The organism is Bradyrhizobium sp. USDA 4510, assembly GCF_054059095.1.
On record NZ_JBSSBT010000001.1, the window covers coordinates 6,555,044 to 6,574,750 of the forward strand.

Annotated in this window: 22 protein-coding genes and 3 pseudogenes; 12 read left to right on the top strand and 13 right to left on the bottom strand. The window is 59.6% G+C overall.

Annotated features, from left to right (window positions below):
- The first annotated feature begins 29 nt into the window (after positions 1 to 29).
- The 3 genes and pseudogenes from ACVMDN_RS30475 to ACVMDN_RS30485 all read left to right on the top strand — a co-directional run bounded on the left by ACVMDN_RS30475 (position 30) and on the right by ACVMDN_RS30485 (position 2,194).
- On the top strand, positions 30 to 491 hold the full coding sequence (locus ACVMDN_RS30475; RefSeq protein WP_246786723.1) for an inorganic diphosphatase: 462 nt from the start codon (positions 30 to 32) through the stop codon (positions 489 to 491).
- A 457-nt stretch (positions 492 to 948) separates the two neighbouring features.
- Positions 949 to 1,146, top strand: a pseudogene (locus tag ACVMDN_RS30480) (DUF6496 domain-containing protein); the annotation flags it as partial.
- Between the two features lie 487 nt (positions 1,147 to 1,633).
- Complete coding sequence (locus ACVMDN_RS30485) at positions 1,634 to 2,194, top strand: DUF4142 domain-containing protein (RefSeq protein WP_076829442.1); 561 nt, start codon at positions 1,634 to 1,636, stop codon at positions 2,192 to 2,194.
- 146 nt (positions 2,195 to 2,340) lie between these two features.
- Here ACVMDN_RS30485 and ACVMDN_RS30490 read toward each other — a convergent pair whose 3' ends face one another.
- The 7 genes and pseudogenes from ACVMDN_RS30490 to ACVMDN_RS30520 form a co-directional block, all read right to left on the bottom strand.
- The gene (locus tag ACVMDN_RS30490) at positions 2,341 to 2,466 is read right to left on the bottom strand and encodes a hypothetical protein (RefSeq protein ID WP_256521279.1); all 126 of its coding nucleotides are present in this window, start codon (positions 2,464 to 2,466) and stop codon (positions 2,341 to 2,343) included.
- A 747-nt stretch (positions 2,467 to 3,213) separates the two neighbouring features.
- The gene (locus tag ACVMDN_RS30495) at positions 3,214 to 3,768 is read right to left on the bottom strand and encodes a hypothetical protein (protein ID WP_076829445.1); all 555 of its coding nucleotides are present in this window, start codon (positions 3,766 to 3,768) and stop codon (positions 3,214 to 3,216) included.
- Positions 3,769 to 3,790: 22 nt separating this feature from the next.
- Complete coding sequence (locus ACVMDN_RS30500) at positions 3,791 to 3,952, bottom strand: DUF2934 domain-containing protein (protein WP_075968978.1); 162 nt, start codon at positions 3,950 to 3,952, stop codon at positions 3,791 to 3,793.
- 381 nt (positions 3,953 to 4,333) lie between these two features.
- Positions 4,334 to 5,403, bottom strand: a pseudogene (locus tag ACVMDN_RS30505) (ROK family protein).
- A 306-nt stretch (positions 5,404 to 5,709) separates the two neighbouring features.
- The gene (locus tag ACVMDN_RS30510; RefSeq protein WP_076829448.1) at positions 5,710 to 6,186 is read right to left on the bottom strand and encodes a DUF3147 family protein; all 477 of its coding nucleotides are present in this window, start codon (positions 6,184 to 6,186) and stop codon (positions 5,710 to 5,712) included.
- The gene (locus ACVMDN_RS30515; protein WP_076829450.1) at positions 6,183 to 6,530 is read right to left on the bottom strand and encodes a DUF3147 family protein; all 348 of its coding nucleotides are present in this window, start codon (positions 6,528 to 6,530) and stop codon (positions 6,183 to 6,185) included. Before ACVMDN_RS30515 ends, ACVMDN_RS30510 begins: the two co-directional genes overlap by 4 nt.
- Positions 6,527 to 7,132 carry a cupin domain-containing protein gene (locus ACVMDN_RS30520; protein WP_076829536.1) on the bottom strand — a complete coding sequence of 202 codons (606 nt, stop codon included), beginning with the start codon at positions 7,130 to 7,132 and terminating at the stop codon, positions 6,527 to 6,529. Before ACVMDN_RS30520 ends, ACVMDN_RS30515 begins: the two co-directional genes overlap by 4 nt.
- A 798-nt stretch (positions 7,133 to 7,930) precedes the next feature.
- On the opposite strand from ACVMDN_RS30520, the gene ACVMDN_RS30525 reads away from it, so the two are divergent.
- On the top strand, positions 7,931 to 9,199 hold the full coding sequence (locus ACVMDN_RS30525) for a DUF892 family protein (protein ID WP_076829453.1): 1,269 nt from the start codon (positions 7,931 to 7,933) through the stop codon (positions 9,197 to 9,199).
- A gap of 271 nt (positions 9,200 to 9,470) precedes the next feature.
- On the opposite strand, the gene ACVMDN_RS30530 is transcribed toward ACVMDN_RS30525, so the two are convergent.
- From ACVMDN_RS30530 to ACVMDN_RS30545, 4 genes are all read right to left on the bottom strand, one after another.
- The gene (locus tag ACVMDN_RS30530) at positions 9,471 to 9,674 is read right to left on the bottom strand and encodes a hypothetical protein (protein WP_076829540.1); all 204 of its coding nucleotides are present in this window, start codon (positions 9,672 to 9,674) and stop codon (positions 9,471 to 9,473) included.
- A gap of 267 nt (positions 9,675 to 9,941) precedes the next feature.
- Positions 9,942 to 10,097: a hypothetical protein gene (locus tag ACVMDN_RS30535; RefSeq protein WP_194295374.1), complete on the bottom strand. Its 156-nt coding sequence runs from the start codon at positions 10,095 to 10,097 to the stop codon at positions 9,942 to 9,944.
- A gap of 72 nt (positions 10,098 to 10,169) precedes the next feature.
- Complete coding sequence (locus ACVMDN_RS30540; RefSeq protein ID WP_233475235.1) at positions 10,170 to 10,397, bottom strand: hypothetical protein; 228 nt, start codon at positions 10,395 to 10,397, stop codon at positions 10,170 to 10,172.
- 505 nt (positions 10,398 to 10,902) lie between these two features.
- Complete coding sequence (locus ACVMDN_RS30545) at positions 10,903 to 11,130, bottom strand: hypothetical protein (RefSeq protein ID WP_076829459.1); 228 nt, start codon at positions 11,128 to 11,130, stop codon at positions 10,903 to 10,905.
- Between the two features lie 237 nt (positions 11,131 to 11,367).
- Here ACVMDN_RS30545 and ACVMDN_RS30550 point away from each other — a divergent pair, with 237 nt between their 5' ends.
- The 7 genes and pseudogenes from ACVMDN_RS30550 to ACVMDN_RS30580 all read left to right on the top strand — a co-directional run bounded on the left by ACVMDN_RS30550 (position 11,368) and on the right by ACVMDN_RS30580 (position 16,419).
- Positions 11,368 to 12,762, top strand: coding sequence for a carbohydrate porin (locus ACVMDN_RS30550; protein WP_076829462.1), 1,395 nt, complete (start codon positions 11,368 to 11,370; stop codon positions 12,760 to 12,762).
- A gap of 184 nt (positions 12,763 to 12,946) precedes the next feature.
- Complete coding sequence (locus ACVMDN_RS30555) at positions 12,947 to 13,087, top strand: hypothetical protein (protein WP_158074208.1); 141 nt, start codon at positions 12,947 to 12,949, stop codon at positions 13,085 to 13,087.
- 563 nt (positions 13,088 to 13,650) lie between these two features.
- Positions 13,651 to 13,965 carry a hypothetical protein gene (locus tag ACVMDN_RS30560; protein WP_158074209.1) on the top strand — a complete coding sequence of 105 codons (315 nt, stop codon included), beginning with the start codon at positions 13,651 to 13,653 and terminating at the stop codon, positions 13,963 to 13,965.
- A 376-nt stretch (positions 13,966 to 14,341) separates the two neighbouring features.
- Positions 14,342 to 14,491: pseudogene (locus tag ACVMDN_RS30565) on the top strand (GTPase); the annotation flags it as partial.
- 138 nt (positions 14,492 to 14,629) lie between these two features.
- On the top strand, positions 14,630 to 14,878 hold the full coding sequence (locus tag ACVMDN_RS30570) for a DUF6894 family protein (RefSeq protein WP_028344455.1): 249 nt from the start codon (positions 14,630 to 14,632) through the stop codon (positions 14,876 to 14,878).
- A 502-nt stretch (positions 14,879 to 15,380) separates the two neighbouring features.
- The gene (locus tag ACVMDN_RS30575) at positions 15,381 to 16,127 is read left to right on the top strand and encodes a Crp/Fnr family transcriptional regulator (protein ID WP_253638718.1); all 747 of its coding nucleotides are present in this window, start codon (positions 15,381 to 15,383) and stop codon (positions 16,125 to 16,127) included.
- Positions 16,128 to 16,215: 88 nt separating this feature from the next.
- Positions 16,216 to 16,419: a hypothetical protein gene (locus tag ACVMDN_RS30580; RefSeq protein ID WP_253589130.1), complete on the top strand. Its 204-nt coding sequence runs from the start codon at positions 16,216 to 16,218 to the stop codon at positions 16,417 to 16,419.
- A 699-nt stretch (positions 16,420 to 17,118) separates the two neighbouring features.
- Here the strand turns inward: ACVMDN_RS30580 and ACVMDN_RS30585 are convergent.
- Both ACVMDN_RS30585 and ACVMDN_RS30590 read right to left on the bottom strand, forming a co-directional pair.
- A complete protein-coding gene (locus tag ACVMDN_RS30585) occupies positions 17,119 to 17,295 on the bottom strand; it encodes a hypothetical protein (RefSeq protein ID WP_158074210.1) in 177 nt (58 codons plus the stop codon).
- 211 nt (positions 17,296 to 17,506) lie between these two features.
- Positions 17,507 to 17,830 carry a hypothetical protein gene (locus ACVMDN_RS30590; RefSeq protein ID WP_092088741.1) on the bottom strand — a complete coding sequence of 108 codons (324 nt, stop codon included), beginning with the start codon at positions 17,828 to 17,830 and terminating at the stop codon, positions 17,507 to 17,509.
- Between the two features lie 338 nt (positions 17,831 to 18,168).
- Between ACVMDN_RS30590 and istA the strand changes: the two genes are divergently transcribed.
- Complete coding sequence (gene istA / locus ACVMDN_RS30595) at positions 18,169 to 19,707, top strand: IS21 family transposase (protein WP_083715045.1); 1,539 nt, start codon at positions 18,169 to 18,171, stop codon at positions 19,705 to 19,707.

Here is a 19,707-nt window from a genome sequence, read left to right on the forward strand (position 1 = left end):
GTTGGGCCGACCATAACAACATCTTCGCCGTGGTCGAGACGCCGCGCGGCAGTTCGTGCAAGCTCGATTTCGATCCGAAGCTTGGCGTTTTTGCCTTGGCGAAGCCACTGATGGCCGGCCTGACCTATCCCTACGACTGGGGGTTCATTCCCTCGACCAAGGCCGAGGATGGCGATCCGCTGGATGTGCTGATCTTGCATGACGCGCAGACCTATCCGGGCGTCGTGCTGCGCTGCCGTCCCATCGGCATTCTCGAAGTCGAACAGAAGAAAAAGGGCAAGACGGAGCGCAACGATCGGGTGTTTGCGGTGCCTGATAGATCACCGCTCGAAACTGATCTCAAGGATATCCGCGATCTTCCCACCCATGCACGCGATGACCTCGAACAGTTCTTTCGAGCAACGAATGCGCTGGAGAACAAGGAGCTGAAGTTTCTCGGCTGGCATGGTCCCAGCCGTGCGGCCAAGACCATCAAACGGCTGGCCCGCTGAATCGGGCTCGAAATAGGAGGTGAACCCTTGGGACGAACCATCGTGTGGCTACCCTGATCCCTTGGTTGATGCAGCAACAATTTCCGGGAGTATTTGCCGTTCAAGCTGACGGGCTGTCGCCTCCGCCGACCATCCAATCCTCGATACCTTCTTCATCTTCCTCGGTGCTAAGCCGCCAACCGCGTCGGCCGGCTTGGTCGGATGGCTGGTGCTTGAGCCGAATTCTGGTGCGGCGCATCGATCGAGGTTCTCCAACCTATCAAGCGTGAAACATCTGACAGCGTTCCTATGAGGACACCGCATTCGGTATATCCTCTAACGGATGCTCGGAATGGTGCGTTGGAACTTGCCAGCGCCATCTAGATTGTCGATGCGGTGGATGGGAAAGCCGACAGCGCGGAAGTCATGCTTCTGGCAGTTCAACTAGCAGCGTCTTTTAGTGGAAAGTGAAGAACCCATGGCAAAAAAAGCCAAGAAGAAGCGTCGCTACTCGAAGAGCTCGGGCTCGGACGTCAAGAGCGAGATGCGACGGTACAAGAAGGGGACGGCCAAAAGTGGCCGTGGCGGAAAGGGCGGCAAGGTAAAAAGCAAGAAGCAGGCGATCGCGATCGGACTTTCCAAGGCCCGCAAAAAAGGCAAGAAAGTCCCCAAGAAAAAGAAGTAATGGAGCCGATGTACAGGTCGCTGCGTAGTGACGCGTATACCTCCGCCACGTTTACCGGCACTCGGCTTAAAACTTCAGGGTAGTGCGTAGGCCAACCACCACCTCGCCTTTGACGATAGCTTGGCCAAGAACGGGGCGGGAATCAGCGAAAAGCGCAAATGCGACGGCTACTGCGTCCAGTTCCGCCTCAACCGCAAGGAGGTCTACACCCGCAACAGGCTCGTTTGGTCACGGGATCGTTCCACCGCCCGAGCGGTCGAAGATGCCGCAAGACCGATTACTTGAGGCCGCTGCTATCTGGCGGGTCTCCTGTTGCGGCCGGTCGCCACTACGACGTCTTGATCGCCTGGATGGAAAGCTCAGCCACACGATATCGTTCGATCCCTCGCCGCCAAATTCGACGAGCAGACCGCGACTAAGCTCAACTAACGCCTCGCAAGGGCGTCAATTGCAAGACCGCAAACTGATGGAGATACACATGAGACGCACTATAATAGCAATCGCGTGCATTTTGCTGGCGACACCGGTCATGGCGCAATCCGTCAGCGAAAAGACCGGGGTCAATTCCGTGCTCGGGGTCAGCCCCTCGACGGTGGATTTTGTCAAGCAGGTCGCGATATCGGACATGTTTGAAATCGAGTCTAACAAGCTCGCACAGCAGAAGGGAAATGCAGCGGAGAAAACTTTCGCTTCCCAGATGGTAACGGACCACACCAAAACCAGCACCGAGCTGAAGGGACTTGTCACCAGTGGCAAGGTGAAAGCCGAATTGCCCAGCGCTCTCGATTCATCGCACCAAAGCAAGCTCGACAAGCTGAAGGGTGCCAACGGTAACGACTTCAGCTCGGAGTTCAATTCGATGCAGGTCAGCGCTCATAAGGATGCCGTCGACCTGTTCGAGCGCTATGCCAAGGGCGGCGATAACGCGGATCTGAAGAATTGGGCCGGCAAAACCCTGCCGGTGCTTAAGCATCATCTTGAGATGGCGCAGGATCTCGACAAGAAGCCCGCGCCTACGGTCGGCGAGGGCAAGAAATAGCGGAAGGACGGAGCCGTTGCGAGGCGGCTCCTTTCCCCTTTTGCTGCCGCTGGCGGTTGGCCGCCCGGTCTGGGATTCGGCAATGCACCCAGATTCCGTCGACCCGGCAGAAATCGCAGTCGACGTTTTCGAGTTCCAGGATAGCTTCAGCGGTCAATCGCGGTCATGACGCTTTGGTAGTAAGGCGCACATTCCTCGCCGCGCGCGCCCACGAGCTCCTTGGAATAGTCGTCCAGCGCTGTGGCGAGATGCGCGGTCGTGCGCGCCGTCATGGCGGTGTCGATCCAGCACGATCACGGAGCGCCCACGGCTTGCAAGCTCCACGCCACCGGCAGCCCAGCAATGCCAGAACCGACCACGACCACGTCCGCCCGGTCGGATCCCGACAGGCTAGCAACTTCGACCACCGGGACATTCATCCAGAGCGATTGCGTATATTCATCTCGCACGCAGAGTTCTTGGCCAATTACGGAGGCGCGCCTGAGCAACGGGCGCTTTGGCGGCCTAACAGGTATCCCCTCCTATCCGCTCGACCATCCCGGAGGCCTGCTCGCTCCCCGGCAACTACTGCAAGCTGGCATGCCACCGCGAGCGGAGCATCCTGGCGAGCTCGGCACTGCCATCACGCTTCAAAACACCTCAAGTTAAGGTTTAGCTATCATCAGCCAGAGTATAGCGGCCACCGCCATGAACACTGGAATGCCGAAGGCAAACCACAGCCAGCAGATTCGGTGAGACGAGAGATACAGCACCATCGACCACGATCCATCCTTCCCAGAAGGAGTAACCGACGTGCAGCACAAGCAGCGAGCCTGTTGACGGGCTGTGCAACGACAGCGGTGGTTGTGAAGATACAATCCGCGCCTCGTTGAGATCGTGCCAGGACACCTAATGTCGGCGATTCTACTCATCGAAAGGACCGAATGGCCGTGCGAGGAAAGCCAGCCACAATAGCGGACCTTAAAAGTCCTGTCGCTCCGATGACGGCAACCTTCATTGATGGTGCTCCGCGTTCGGAGCTAAGCCCTCTTCCGCGACCGTAAGCCTCGAACGAATTCCTCCATATAGGGAAGGACTTCAAACAGCAGGACCGCGAATAGAAACGCCGCCACATACGTCCATGGTAATGGCTCTCGCTTCAGGGCGAGTTCGTAACGTGCGGGCCCAGAACCCAGTCCCCAAAGGCTGAGGAATTGCGGCCAGTTTAAGATGATGACGATCACCATCGCCATGAGAGGCATCAGCTCGAGAAAACTATGGACCTGCTGTTCGATGGGCGTGATGTTCCGCTTATGGCTGGCGAATGTTGTATCCCAGAGGGCTGTCAGCTGGTGCGTAACAAAGCCCACGATCATAGCCGCAATAATAAGAGCGTTGATTTCAAAAAAAATCGCCGCCAGCAATGGTATCGCAAGTTCGATCAACATCAACAGATGAAGTAGGGTTTCCTTATAGCCGCTTGTCGTCTCAATCCGAGATGCGCGATGGCAAAGATAATCAGCAAACCCCGCCAATAACCAAAGGGGCAGCACAAAGTACAGCAATACAGTTTCGGCTGCTGCGGAATGAGACATCCGGTTAGCGCTTCTTCTCTGCTTACAGGCTATCTGGAGTGCGGAGGGGAGATGACTTGTCCTCGTTTCGCAACTCCTGCTCCGCCAACCGCCAGAATTCTTCCTCCCTGCCTTCGGGCTTGCCGCTCCGCTCCCATATCTCGTAGGCGCGCTTCTCGATTTCCTTTTCGGTCGGTTGGGTCACCACGTGCCTCCTTCAACTCTGTAGGGATCGTGGGCTGGGTTTCCGCTAATCACGGCCTCTTCGACGGTTAGTCGGCAGCGACACGCTCGGCCGCCGCTATCACAGCAGTCATTTCCACTCGCTAGCGCGATCCCTCCTTCCGGTGATAAACCCGCGAAGTCAGCGAGGTTCCTCCGTTGAAACCTTGCCCTATGAGCGGCAAAAAGTCGCCCTTGGCCGAACGAAATCGCGGTGGTGACCGCCGCCTATGCCAGTTCAGGAAGGAAATTTCAGCTGCCTCCTGAGATGCCGATCTTGGTCTCCCCCAAAAACGCGTTTCACAACCCAGCCAACGATCGGCCCTCATTTTACCGGATATCGAGCCATCTTCTTCCCATAACCTCAGCGTTCGCCTTTGCCATTGCGGTTGGTAAAGCGGGCGTTGCCGAGACCGGTGCCGATCGTCAGCACGCCCCAACGCTTCACGTCTTGCATGAAGGGGACTCAGAAAGTCCCTGCACGACCCCATCGTTGTGCATGATGACCGCGGTGTCGTTCTCCCCGATCTGCGGGATCGCCTGGACGAGACTTGCGGGTACATTGAACTTGCTGCTCTCCCAGTTGCCGGGCAAGTTCTGCGCGCCCTTCTCGATCGAGCCGTCGCTCTTGATAACGCCTGGGCATGCGATGCCGATGAATGGCGCGAGCTTGAATCCCTCGTCTTCCGCCTTCGCGATCAGTTCTTTGAGCATCTTGACAAGGCGCCTCACAGCGTTCTCACGCGACGGCTCGTCGTCGGCATAACGCCATAGCTCGAACTGCCACACGCACGCCTTGGAGAGGTTCGGCGCCTTCTTGCGTCGCGTTTCCACGACGCCGCAGCGGATGTTCGTGCCTCCGATGTCCACGGCAAGGATGGAGTCGTGCGCTTCGAATATCCAGGATGGAGCGAGATATAGCGCGCCGATAAGGCCGGCGTCGTCCGGATGAGAATGGATCGGGAGCATCTCGACCTTATAGTTGTCCGCCTTCAGGAGGATGTCGGCCCGGGCGATGGCGAGTTCGCCGAGGCGGCTGTCCCGAAAACCGCCGCCCACTACGATGCGCTCGGTTTTTTCCCGGGCCTTGGCTTTTAGGAACTGCCGCGTTACGCGGGCGAGCTCCTGTGCAAAGTCCTCGATGGCGCTGTGGACGACAACGGAGGCTTCGGGATCGTCGCCGCCAAGGACGGCGTCGAGCTCCTTTTTGCTGATATCTTCGGAAAGCTCCTTCCCGAAGGGATCTTCGCCAAATTTGCGCAGCGGCTTTCGCCATTTTTCGAGAGTTTCCCGGAAGGCGCCCTTGCTGGCACGGTCCCCCAGGAATTCGTCCTCATCTTTAAGTTCGAGGTTGAAACTGTCGATCTCGACCCACGGGAGGCGAGAGGCGCCGTGTGCGGCTATGCCGGTGGTCTTGGTCGTATCGTCGGCCATTCTAAACCTTGCACAAGCCGCGGGCAGCAACTGGACTGCTTTGCATTCAACCCGCGCCGATAACCGCAGTTCCTCTGGTCTCCCTTGTGCACGATCTTGGGACGAACCGTGCTGCATTTCGCCGGCCCTCAAATGCCCCAATAGGACCTCAAGTGCCTCAACAGGAGTCGCGTCAGCCCGTGTACTGCTGGGAAATCAATATCTGGGCGGGTGACGGTGCCGATATGAATGCCCGGAAGGTAGCTCGGCCATGACGAGATCAAACTTCCTCATTGCGAACTAATGAAGAAAAGATCGCCAGCCCGTCTATCGCGTTCGCGAATTCGTGGAGCCGCTGGGCTCTTTCACGGTCCGCGTCGATCTCATTTTCCGGCGCACGTACCAAGCCGCTACCGCGATAGTCAACCAGGCGAGGGAGGCGCCGACGAAGACGGCGGGGATGTTGCCGCGTGGGATTAGCATCGAGAAACCAACCGCGAAGGCCAGCATGCCCAGCGCGCCGAGCGCAGCGCCAGCGGCATCGACGGCGGCCGCCATTTGCCCGCGGCGCTTGCCGGCGAGACCCGCTTCGCGCTTGCGGCGAATTTCATGCTTCTCAATCAGCGTTGCGCTCGCGCAGAATATGGCTGGAAGGGCAAGAAAAACGCCACCGATGACTGCTCCATAGCGACTGCTGATGAGGCCGGTATAGACGGTCGCAGCGCCGCCAAGCACGAAGCGAATCAGATATTCGTACCAGCGGCCTTCCTTGAGAGATGACGTTGAAAAGCGGATGGGGCTCACGTCTGACCTCCAGCGAAAACCAGCAGCCCGAAAGCGGCGACCAGCCAAATGACGAGTGACAGCAAGGTCGCCGTCACCGCTCGCAGCTTTGCGCGGACAAGCAGATGGCAGGCGACGACACCGTAGATGGCGAGCGCAACAGCTCCCGCAATCATCGCCTGAGCTTGCAAGGCGGCGTAATTGACCCCGTGCTGATACACCGCGATCCCAAGCGTCGCGAGCGCGACCGAGGGTGCTGCTCCGAACAGGCCGGCGAAGCTCTTTGGACGCAGGAGATCTCCCAGCATTGCGAAGGCCGATACGACGGCGCCCCCGAGGACGAAGCGGATGACGTACTCGGTCATTTCGCTTTCTTCCAGAGCTTCGAGAGCGGCCCGCCGGCCCCATAGACCGGATCCTTACGCGGCACCGAAACTTTCGGAATGGCTTTCAGCGCCCGCTGACGGTCTTCGACGCTCGTGCACTCGTCGTATGTACCGGTCGGCGGGTATGCCCCGATGACGAGGAACTCATCGCCCGCGGAAAGGCACTGATGGCCTGTGCCGGCGGGAAGAACCGCGATGTCCCCAGCCTTCAGGGTGAAGATCTTCCCTTTGTTGCCGCCGAACCGAACGCGGCCCTTGCCGCGCGCGATGCCGAGCACCTCATGGATCCTGGAGTGATAATGCACGTAATCGTAGATGCCATCCCGCCAGCTATCTCCCCATCCGTTCGCTTCAAATAGGTCCTCGATCACGGCTGCGGCGTCCAGGCCCTCGTCGAAAGCGACCGCGTTTCGATACAGTATAAGCGGCCATCGCGGGTGATTTGGAATGAGACCGTCGTCCTTAAAGCGAACCGTAACAGGCTTTCGCGCTCGCGCGAGATCCACAGCCTTCCGCTTGCCGGGGCGCTTCAGACCGGTTGCGCGCTCCATGTATCCCTTCAGGTCTTCAAGAGTCGGCATGATCATCCTCCTTTGAAATTCCGTTCGAGTAGCCGGTCCAAAGCCGGAGGACCCGTTCGAGAATCGCCCCGAGTGCGAAGCCGGCAACGACATCGCTCGCCCAATGCGCCAGGATCGCAATGCGAGTGAGCGACAGCCCGACCGCAATCGCGCGGATCGCCCGCCGGGGACCAGCCGGCAACCCGCTGGCCGCCGGTGCCAGTCCATGTGCAGCGCGTGGCCTGAGGGAAACGCATCTTTTCGTTTGCCGGAAAGCGGGACGCCATGCATATGCCCAATCACCGTCGGACGATCCGGCCGAGTTTGGTCGAATACGAGTTTTAAATCATGGGGCAGCAGCGACGCAGTGACCGTCACTGGCAGAGCATGGTTTCCTGCGCGCCGCAGCGGCACCCCACAACCGCGCGAGGCAAGCCGGCCGACGGCTGTCAGGACCAGAAGAAGCTTCTCATCTGCGCCCCAGGTCTGGGCGCGGGCCACCTGCTCCGGGGCCGGCGCAGTGCTGCGGGCGATTGAATGTGCCACCGCGACATCCGCTCTGGTCGGTCTAACATTCACCGGAAAGCTTGGACTGCGGCCAAGGCGCCTTGCTGACAAGCTAGCGATCTTGAACATGTCTCAACGATCGGAAAGGTAAGTACCTCCCCAACGCTCAACGTGCCGTCGAGGTCCTCCCCCGGCTTTCCAAACAAGGAAAGTCGGCGGTTCGGCGTCCGGGCAGGAATCCTCCGTCCGATAGGAACAAACGATCCTGGCTTCCGTTCGGGATGATCTCCCCTCTCATTGCAAGGCCTTTCGATGTACCACCATGTCAAGAAGCTGATGTTCACTGTCCGCGTCGATGAACCAGACCCTCGTTTTGGCAACATGCTTCTTGAACAGTTCGGTGGTGCCAACGGCGAACTCGCTGCCGCGATGCAATATTCAATACAGGGGCTCAACTGCGAGGATCCGGATCGCAAGGACCTGCTGATGGATATTGGCACCGAGGAACTGAGTCACCTCGAAGTCGTGGGGACACTCGCCCGGATGCACCTCAAGCCGGCGAAGTTCGATCGCCAGGCCGCCGAAGCCGATCCCCTGATTGCGATTGCTGGTGGCGGCGGCGTGAACCTGTTCAATTCCCAGGGCAATGCGTGGACGGCCGACTACCTGAAGATAACGGGCGAGCTCGACGTCGATCTGCGCAGCAACATCGCCGCCGAAGCGCGGGCCAAGATCGTCTATGAACGCCTAATCAATTTCTGCGACGACGCCGGTACCAAGGACGCGCTGCAGTTCCTGATGACTCGGGAAATCACACACATGAGAGCGTTCGCGCTGGCGCTCGAGAGCATGGCCAAGCCCGCTTTCAGCATCGGCCGCATCGCCCCGACACCGGGACTGGTCGACCAGTTCTTCAACGACTCCACCGGGGCCGGCGACCACGGCGAGATCGACGCCCGCGGTCCGTGGAACGAGGGCAATGGCTGGGTCTTCACGGAATCGCCAGCGATCCAGGCTGACCCCGGCACGTCCGCCGCGATCGTCGCGGAAAGTTCGCCGCCAGAAGACCAAGCCGGGCTTGGCGACTTGTTGATCGATGAGCTCCGCGACATCCTGCATGCCGAAAAGCAACTCACCAAGACGCTTCCGAAGATGGCCGAGGCAGCTCGCTTCGATCAGTTGCGAGAGCTGTTTGAGCAACATCTCGTCGAGACCGAAAACCAGGTGGAGCGCATCAATGAATGCTTCGAGTTGCTCGGCAAGACCGTCCGAGCGAAGCCTTGCAAGGGCATGATGGGGCTTATCGAGGAAGGCCAGGAAATCATGGCTGAAGGAGAGGAAAAGGAAGACGCGGCCGCGGACCTCGCCTTAATCGGAGCTGCACAGCGTGTGGAGCACTATGAAATCTCGGCTTACACCACGGCGAAGAATCTCGCCCAGCAGCTACGCCACAGTGCAGTCGTCGCGCTGTTGTCGAAGTCACTTGCGGAGGAGGAGAATTCTGATCAGTTGCTAAACCAAGTCGCTCGATCTCTGATGTCGGTAGCCAAAATGCCAGCCGCGATCGAACAGGCCGAATAACGCCGGCTGGCGGGGCCGCAAGTGCTCAGGGCCCGAAGGACCGCAAGACCAGCAGTTCCTGTCAGATACCGGAATGAGAGCGCTGCGCCAATACCTCGGTCATCTTTTGGGTATTCAGTATCCCAATATGATGGCACTTCGCCGGATTTTCGGCCAACATATGAATTGGATCCAGGATGAAAGAGGCCGCCAACTGAGGCGGCCTCTACGACATCCGCAGCCAAATCAACGCGAACTCTCAGGCCAGCAGCTAAAGCCACGTTGACGTAGGTCAAGCTAGGTGGACGGCTGGAGTCCGGGAGGGGAGCCACTCGCTCATGTGAGCGCCAGTCTCAGCCTGTCGGGCCTTCTTCAACAGCTCTTCTTTCTCGATACCTGGTGGAAGCCCGCTGGCTTCGTCGCGCAGGCTCTTGGCCTCTTCTGTCAACCGCACTTCTAGAGAATGCTCTTGTTTGAAACGACGCCGCTTTTGCATGCGTTGCTCCACTGCCATTAGCGATGCTCTGTTAATTTTGGACAGAAGGCGCGTTCCTCTCGGAAATTGTTCACCAATTATCGCTAGTTCGAGGCCTCCGAGTCGGGCTGCCCTGTGCCCTCGGCTTTGCTTCTAGCTTCGAACGCCTCTTGCTCCGACTGCGGGCGTCTCCGGAGTAGGCCTAGCCAGCCCTGCGCCACACGGAGACGATCATCGTCCGAGATCGCTTTGTCAGCTTGCCGCGCGCTGACTGGCGGCAGCGCCGGTTCATTCGCTGCTCGGTCCGGCAACATGTCGCGGCTCGAGCAAGCTCAGCGCGGTGTCGATCTTCGCGAGCAGCTTCTCGATTTCGTCACGCTCTTCCGGAGCAGGATCGCCCAGCGCATTTAGCCGCTCGACAGTATCCAGATCGCTGATCGACAACGCCAGGCGTCGGCATCCCTGCGCCTCCGCGAGCCAAACTCGTCTTCCAACCGGCGGGTTGCAAAAAAGCGCTCAACCGCCCTTCAGCGCGTCCTTGACTTGCGTCGCAGGCCAGCTGTCGCCCACGGGCCTCGCGCGCACCTTTGCGCCACTACCGACCAGGACATGAGACGCAACTTCGTCGTCTGCATCGAGAACCATCAGGTCCGTCTCGGGCTCCCAGTTCAGCGTCAAGTCGAGATCGCCCGGAAAGATCTGCCATCTCGAGCCGTCATCGAGCTCGACGATGTGGCTTTGCAAGTGCGCGCGTATCTTCATGATTCAAACGGCATGCGGCTGCTGTGGGGGGCGTTCGACGGACGTGGAGCGTCGCAGCCGGCCATCCTCGCCATGGCCGCACTTGGCGCATCTCAGCCGAACGTCCTGATGGGAATAGGGGGCGTCCGGGCCCGCCGCCATAGGCCAAGCGCCGCAGTTGGGGCACTTCACCAAAAGGGTATCGGTTTCGATCATCGGCGGCTCCGTAGCTGCGCCCCATTCGAGGGTCAACGTACGGCGGTTGGCGTGGTTGCCTGGCTTCGTCCGCTGCCCGTCCGAAAAGGGCGCCGGCCCGGCAGAAAAGCGACTCGCCTGACATGACCGGACGGGCCGCTTCGTGATCATCGTAGTTTGATCAGTGTATGTGAATCAGCCAATAGCCGGCGCCGCCGATCACGGTGACGGCGGGAACGGCCCACAACAGAAATACAGGCATCGTTCATCCTCCTTGTCCTTCCGACCGGCCCGAACCATGGCCGACGGATCATCACTGTTCGGTGCAGACCTTGGTGGTCTTCACGGCGGATTCGGCTTCCGTCTTGGTCTTATAGACGCCGTCGCCAACGACCGTCGTGGTGGTAGTTGTCGGCTTTGTGTCGACGACCGTGCATTTCTTAGTCGCGGCATCGCGCACGATGTAGAATTCGGCGGCGCTCGCAGCCTGCGCACCGAGCACAAAAGCGGCAAGGGCGCCGCAGACGATCAGCTTATTCATCTCACTCTCCTCCATTTCTGGCCCCACTCACGAACGGCAGCGTCAAGGCAAAGTTCCGATTGCTCCCGGGGTTGCCGTTTTCAGCCGGCTCGCCTCTCGCGCTGCCGCAAAAATCACGGGCTTGGAAAATCACCTGGGCGGAACCGGCCAACGGGCGCGCCCTCTTGAGTTTGCTATTCGACCGTGTCCCAATGTGCCCCTGTCTTGCGGACTCCTCGCTATGCGGTTCGATTGAACATGGTCGTTAGATGCCTGACGCTGACGGTCCTTGTTGCGGGGCTTCTCGCCGGCACCCACGCTTTCGCGCAGGAAGACAAGAAGACCGACGAAGACAAGCCTGCCGATCCGGACACCGGCGAGAGCACCATCGAGGAGAAGACGCTTGGACTTCTGCCGAACCCGTTTCAAAAATACGGGATCAAATTCGCCGCGACCTACATCGGCGAGACGCTCGGAAATTTCTCCGGCGGGCTGAAGCAGGGAGCGATCTATGAAGGCCGGCTGAACCTTGCCGTCGATGTCGACCTGCAGAAGCTCGCCGGCATCGACAAGCTTACCTTCCACGCCAATATGTTCCAGATTCACGGTGCGGGACTGTCGCGCAACTATCTCGACAATCTCTTCGTCGTCAGCGGCATCGAGGCATTGCCGTCGACGCGACTTTACGAAGCCTACTTCGAGAAGCAGTGGGGTAACAAAAAGGTCTCCCTGAAGTTCGGGCAGCTCGCCGCCGATAGCGAGTTCTTCAACACGAAATATACAGATGTCTTCACCAACGCATCGATGGGGTGGCCGGCAATCACATCTCTCGACCTGCCCAGCGGCGGTCCGTCGCCGCCGTTGGCGGCAATGGGCACCCGGCTGCTGGTCAACATCACGGATCAGCTATCCATTCTTGGCGGCGTCTTCGACGGCAACCAGGCGGGTCCGGGCCCAGGCGATCCACAACAACGCAACCGATATGGCGTCAACTTCCGGATTAACGATCCGCCCCTTCTGCTGGGCCAAATCCAGTACTCCTGGAACAACACGAAGGGCGATCCCAATCTGACGGGCCAGATCAAGTTCGGCGGGTGGCGTCACCTCGGGCCATTCTCCGATCTTCAACTCGCCAGCAACGGCGTTTCGCTTGCGGCGCCGGCCAGCAGCGGCACTCCCCTGATGTTGACAGGCGATGTCGGCGGATGGGCAGTCTTCGAGCAGCAGATTTATCGCGTGCCCAAAAGCGATGATCGGGGAATCGGCGTTTTCGCTCGCATCTCCGGCGCTCCCGCGGACCGCAATCTGATTGATCTCTACGCTGACGCCGGACTCGAGTTCATCGGCCTCAGCGACAAACGACCAGACGACAAATTCGGCATCGCTGCTGGCTACGCCCACGTCTCGAGGCGGGCTCAGGCACTGGACGTCGACTATCGCGTACTCTTTGGTCCGACATGGCCGGTGCGCAGCTTCGAAGGACTGTTGACGGCGGTGTATCAATATCAGTTACGGGACGGCTGGACCCTGCAGCCAAATTTCCAATACATCATTCATCCCGGGGGCGGAGCAACGGACCCGGCGGGGCCGATCCCGGGCCGAGCGCTCAAGAACGCAACAGTCTTCGGCCTGCGCACGACTTTGAAATTCTAGGAGGCAGATTCCGCCGTTAATCGACGAAAATAGCTAGACGATCATACGGCTCCAAAGGGCGTAACGCACGAGAGCGTGGATGCGATCGACGCGGTTCGCATCGTTGGCAATATTGGCGCCCACATGGAAAAGGACGTGAATCTAATCGTCGACATCGAGCCCGGCGAGGCTCAGATGTTGTGACTTGATCGAGATGCTTTTTGATGAAAAGCATAAGCGAGAAATGCGGCTGGCGGAAATCAAAGCGCTCAGCGCTAACAAGGCGAATGAACTAGCCGCGGCAAAGGCGGCGGCTCCAAATGCGGCTAATCCGGAGGCCACCTAAGTCGCGTAAAGCTCCAATCCGATTTACTTCACGCCGGAATCGCGCTTGTTTCGCTTATAAAGCTCCTGGTCAACGGCGCTAGCTTGGAACAACGCGGGTGCAGCACCCATGCTCAGGCTGAAGCCGGGTGCGTGAGGGATGAGCGGAAACGCATGTGCGAGAGCGTCTGTGCAACCCGCTTGGGTGAACTCGCAGCTTATTGTCGCTGGCGGCGGATGTCCCCCAGTGACCAGACATGATGATTGCGACTTCTTGAAGTAGTGCGTTCGCTGCCCGTTCATTGTGGCGGCGCCGGTACCGCATGGCTTGTAGAATGTTCCAACCTGCGTCTGAAGCTGTCGCTCCGCGTAGTAGTCAACTTCATAGTCTCGGCTCGCGCCTGCCTTTGCTTGTGTCCCGACTACGATTCCGACCATTGCGATACCGAGGAAAAAGAATCTCATGAACGATCTCCCAATACACGAGCCACTTGACGCATTCGGTTGTGTTCAACAACTCACTCTATCGCGTCGGGAGCGTTCTGTCGCTGTATTTCACGGGTCGGCCTCGCGCGGGATAAGTCAGTGATCCATTTGGATCACGACGGACGGGCCTTCGATGCCCATAATGTCTGGACTGCTGGATTCGTCCACTCTGAACAATTTTTGCTCTTTGGGCTTGGCTTGGCCACTTCGTTCAATCATCGCCATCGGCAGTTTCTGGAGCACCTTCGGGGCGGTGAATGGGTCCCCGCTGTCGATCTGCCAGATCAGGCAAAGTTGAAGCTGACCTTACTTCGCCATCAGTGGATTGAGATTCGAGAAGCTGACGGAAAGGTCAGCTATCGCATTACTGCTGGCGGGCTTGCGGAGATGAGCAAGCCTACCAGGGTTCGCTAAACAAGCCCCCGCTCAGCTGCCATGCGCCGCGCCCCAACCTCCAGATAGAGTCGCGCCGCCCCGAATGCCGATTCTCGGTGCCGGTCCATCCAGCAACTGCTGGAAGCGCGCCCTGCGCCATTCTTCAGCCAGGCAAAGACCCGTTCGGGTGATGGCCTAGAGAAGTAGCCCCAGCGCGGGGGCGTCGCTGGAGCTCGGCTCCGTCGTTGTCGGAATGCCGCGGGGGGCAGTGCGCGCGCTGATCGTGGCGCCGCCGCGCACCGGCAAAACGGTGCTGATGCAGAACATCGCGCACTCCATCACCGCCAATCAACGCTGATTGGGAAACAGCGGCGTGAGGTTGTCGAAATTGACCTTGTGCTTCGACTTGTCCGGAGGCGAGCGGTTGCGCGACGGCCTGGTGGTCGCGATCGCCGGTCCGCCGAATGTCGGCAAATCAACCCTGATCAATCAGCTCGCCAAGCGCGAGGTCGCGATCGTCTCGCCGCATGCCGGCACGACCCGCGATGTGATCGAGGTGCAGCTCCGCCGATGACCCAACCGCCGAATGAGGACCTGTTCCTGTGCTCCCCAAACAGGCCGCCCGCATTTCAAAAAGCGGGGCCACTAGGAACGCGCCTCCGAATTTCGCTTTGAAATGTTAGGAAATGAATGGGCGCGCTCAATGCCTCGGTATTACTTCGATTTAAAGGATGGCAACGGAACAACCCCTGACGAGGAAGGCCTCGATCTTCGGGATCTGGACGCGGCACAGGACGAGGCTGCGCGATCTTTAGGCGGCATGGCCCGTGATGCCGTAGCGACCCTCAGCGGTAGCGGCGCTGAGCAAATGGAGATCGAGGTCCGGGACGACGCCGGCCCCGTTATGACGGTCCGCTTTTCCTTCGCGATCAGCCGCAACAAAGTGAGCTAACCTCAAACTGCAAAAACGGCCCCAGCGCCCGGGAAGAGCACTGAGGCCGAGGGGTCGTCCCACTCCTCATCAAAGCGAGACTAGAACCGCGCCTGTGGCCCTCTGTTCCAAAAAAAAGGCCCCAGCGAGGGGACTGGCTGGGGCCTAGACTGATTGCCGAACCGCTGTCCGCCAGGATGCAGCGGTCGTCATTTTAGGGCTGTAAAAATAGGAAATGAAAATCACCTGCCCCATGCCATCGAGGATCTTGGCAAAGTAGGGTTCCCGAAATAACCGAAGTGAATCTTGCGCCCGGCGGAGCGCACTTTCTGCATCAATTTGTTACAGCGAGATATCCTACCTTTCTCGCAGGGCGAACACGCATCTGATGGTTCAGTCAAGCGCGGGAACTTAGTTCCCTTTCCCGCGTTGCTTGAGCATCATCGGCCAAGGCCTTTTCTGTGGGCGCTGGTGACTGAGAGACACTCTCGTGCTCCCGCCTGCGAAGGGGAGGGAGTGTCTGATGCCGCATGTCAAGCTAATCGCGCGTTTGCTGTCCGTCGTTGAGCTGTCCGAGCAAGACAAGGTTCGGCTCCAGCAGATGCCTCACATCATCAAAACATTTAGAGACGGCGACCGCGTCGCACAGCAAGGCGACGTGCCCGTGCATTGTGCCGTCGTGATGACTGGAATGCTGTCGCGTCGAAGGGTTGTTTCCGAACGCAATCAAATATCGTCCATCTACGTACCGGGGGACGTACCTGATCTCCATACGCTGCATCTGCCCGTTTTGGATCACGATCTCTGCAGCGAGGGGACCTCGACTGTGGCCTTCATATCCCATTCGCATCTCCGGCGGATGTTGAAGGAATCTCCGGGGCTGACAAACGCATTTTGGCGAGAGACCCTTATCCATGCAGCGATCTACCGAGAATGGGTCGAAAACCTGGGCTCAAGGGCGGCGCTGCCAAGAGTCGCGCATCTGTTCTGCGAGCTTGCCACCCGTTTTGAGATGGTGGGTTTGCTCGACAACGACACTTTCCGTCTTCCTTTAACGCAGCAAGACCTTGCGGATGCCTGTGGCCTCTCAACCGTCCATGTCAATCGCACAGTTCAGGAACTGAGAAAGATGGGATTGCTCGATTGGCGCGGACAAATCGCCTACGTGCTTCGGCGCGAGGAGCTCGAAACGGTGGCCGAGTTCAGCGCCGATTATCTCCATGCGCTAAAAGTCCCAAGTCCGCGCGCGATCATATTGGCAGCCGAGTGAACCGGCCTAGGCAGCGCCGGCCCGAACCATATCCAGGCAGGGGAAGATCAAGAACCGGACGCACCCGGCAATGTCGCAGGAGTCGTGAGTGACCAAAGACGCATTTGATCAATGGTGGGAGTGGGCCACGAAGCCACGTAATTCAAACTTGGAGATCAACGTTAGCATCTGGCGCCCTGTCTCGATGCTCTCCCCCGAAGATCGGCTCGACCGCCACAAAGTTAATGAAGCTGTGGCGAGGCACAAAGAAGAGCCCGACGCCGATTGGGCGCCAGCTTATGTTCACTATTGAGCAAAATCGCTCCAGCGCCGTTGATGAGTTATCACCGGCCAAGGCTCTGCCCGTAGGCGTCGGTGGCTGAGAGACCGAGAGCTCTCCCGCCTGCAAAGCCAAGGAGCACAGCCATGCCAATCCAACCTGTTCATCGGGTTCACGATGAAGCCGCCCAAATATCCAAGCAGACCGCATTCGTCCGCGAACTCATTGCAAAGGCGGCTGAACTATTAAAAACTACCTCCGCCTGACACCTTCCTCGGCCGCAAAACGCACGATCCTTTCCCGCAAGAGGAGAGCCAGCACGGGAACCCGCAATCCTAACCTGCGTTTTCCCGGCAGTGTTTTGGCGGAGAGCCCGATGGCGTCGCCAATACCGCCTACAGACAAAAAGTATCTGTGCCCGATTTGTCGCGAGCTAGCGTTGATCCTTTCGGCAGCAACGCTTGCCTTCGCGTCCCGGACGATATCCGATCTCAGCTGCCCTAATGGGCACAGCATCAGAATCACACCCGGGGGCAAGGTCGTGACTTCCTCAACATCTCGGCGTGAACGAAAGGGTGCTGGGAAAGTCTAGGGAGGGAAACAGGCGTGAAGGCATCAGGCCGAGTACCGCCTGTCCAGAAGATCAGGCGGATTCGTTCGCCACTCGCGCCACTCCTGAACGCGATGGCGATGGTGAGAACCGAGAGAACGATCATGAAGGCTGGAACTCCATCACATCCTGGCTTTGATGAAGTCGGCGAGATGGTTAGCGGCTCGCGCCAATGAAGCGGATGCTTCCTTCAGTTCATCCTGAGCCTTCTTCAACCGCTCTTCCTGCTGGGTGAAATCTTTGTCCCCGCGCCCGTCGCCGGCGAAGATGCGTCGAAACTGATTGATGATCTGGTTCATCGCTTTGCCCGTATCTCTGAGGTCAGGGCTTCCAACGCGGTACGCGTGCTGTGAATGGCTTCGGCGAGGCGATCGGCAGCCAACACGCGCTTGTCATAGCTTTCGGTCAGCTGGTTTTCGAGCAGCTGGATTCGGATATCCTTTCCACTTCGCATTGCCCTACCGCTTAAGTCGCGCGACAATTTTCGCCGCCAGCTTTGGCGATGAACAGCTAGCCAAAGATGGCTCCCATCCATTGATCCAGTGGGGAGGGAAGCGCAGCAATCGTCCACGACTGTGGAAAGGCGCATGCCTTGCACCAAAGGACTGAATAGATGCATACAGCAGCAAACCAGAAGCCTGCTGGCACGATGAACAGTAGTGGGAACCACCATCCGCGACCGGTTAAAATAGCGACTTGAGACGAGAGGTAGGACTTCGCGAGATCGGCCTTGACCTGCTCTCGGGTCGTCTCATTGTTAATCGCGTTGTCCACGGTACTGAAGATGCGGTCAAGCGGCCCCTTCAAGAACCATCCAATGACGGTCTCCCACATCGGTCAGGCCTTCCCAACCGATCGAAGCCGAGCCGCGATAGTGATGGCTGAGATCCCATCAACACGTAAGCGAGGTACTGCGGGTTGTCCTCCAGCGCCTCCATCACTTGGGCCTTCAGATCAGGATCGCCAAGCTGCTGATTCCGCTCGATGTCGCCCACCATTCCGGAATGATCTCGCCCACCGTTCCGATTTGATGTCGCCCACCATTCCGAGATGATCTCGCCCACCATTCCGGGATGATGTCGCCCGGGGTGACGAGGCCTCTTCTGGCTCCGATACGGTCCCGCCTTTCGGCTTTGCGAAGGGGGACCTGGATGCCGACGGAGAGGTTTGCGATGCGCCATGTGCGCGATGTGATCAGATTGAAGTCGGCCGGGATGCCGACCCGCGAGATTGCGCGGCGGGTGGGGACAGCCCCTTCGACGGTGCGGTTGACGATCCACCGGTTCGAGGCAGCGGGGCTGACCTGGCCATTGCCCGACGACATCACCGACGCTGCGCTGGAAGCCCGGCTGTTCGCCAGCGCGGGAGCCGGTCCCGGCACCCGGCGGGGCCATCGCCGGCAGGCCGAGCCGGACTGGGCGGCGGTACACCGCGAACTCCGGCGCAAGCATGTGACGCTGTCGATCCTGTGGGACGAGTACATCGCGGGCGAACCCGGCGGGTATCGTTATTCGCGGTTCTGCGAGCTCTACCGCGCCTGGGAAGGCCGCCTGTCGGTGACGATGCGCCAGTCGCATACGGCCGGCGACAAGCTGTTCGTCGACTATGCCGGCGACGGCGTGCCGGTGGTAATCGACCGGTTCACCGGCGAGCGACGCGCCGCGCAGATCTTCGTCGCGGTGCTCGGCGCATCGAGCTTCACCTACGCGCAGGCGACTTGGACGCAGGGGCTCGCCGACTGGATCAGCGGCCACGTCGGCGCCTTCGAGGCGATCGGCGGCGTGCCGGCGCTGCTGGTGCCGGACAATACCAAGGTCGCAGTGATCAAGGCCTGCCTCTACGACCCGCAGATCAACCGCAGCTACGCCGACATGGCGGCGCATTACGGCACCGCCATTCTGCCGGCCAGGCCGCGACGGCCACGGGACAAGGCGAAGGTCGAACAGGCGGTCCTCATGGTCGAGCGCTGGCTGCTCGGGCGGCTGCGCCACCGCACCTTCCACAGCCTCGCCGAGGTCAACGCAGCGATCACCGAGCTAATGACCCGGCTCAACGAGGAGCGGCCGATCCGGCGGCTCGGCGTGACCCGCCGCAAGCTATTGGAGGAGATCGACCGGCCGGCGCTCAAGGACTTGCCGGAGAGCCCCTACGTGTTCGCCGAGTGGCGGATCTGCCGGGTCAGCATCGACTATCACGTCGAGGTCGAGGCGCATTACTACAGCGTCCCGCATCGCTTCGTCCGCGCCGAGGTCGAGGTGCGCTTCACCGCCCGCACCGTCGAGATTTTCCACAAGGGCGAGCGGATCGCCGCGCATCAGCGCATGAGCGGCAACCACAAGCACACCACCGTGCCGGAACACATGGCGTCCAGTCATCGGCGCTACGCCGGCTGGACCATCGAGCGCATTCGCAAGGAGGCCGCCACGATCGGGCCGGCCACCGCGGCGCTGTGCGACCTGATCCTCGATGAGCGGGCGCACCCGGAGCAGGGCTTCCGCGCTTGCCTCGGCATCATCCGGCTCGGCCAATCCTACGGGCAAGAGCGGCTCGATGCTGCCGCCATGCGGGCGATCGACATCGGCGCGCGCACCTACGGCTCGGTCAAATCGATCCTTGCCAACAACCTCGATCGGCGTCCTTCACCCAAGCGCCCCGCGGACAACGCGCCGGTCCTTCATCCCAACATCCGCGGGCCACGCTACTACAACTAG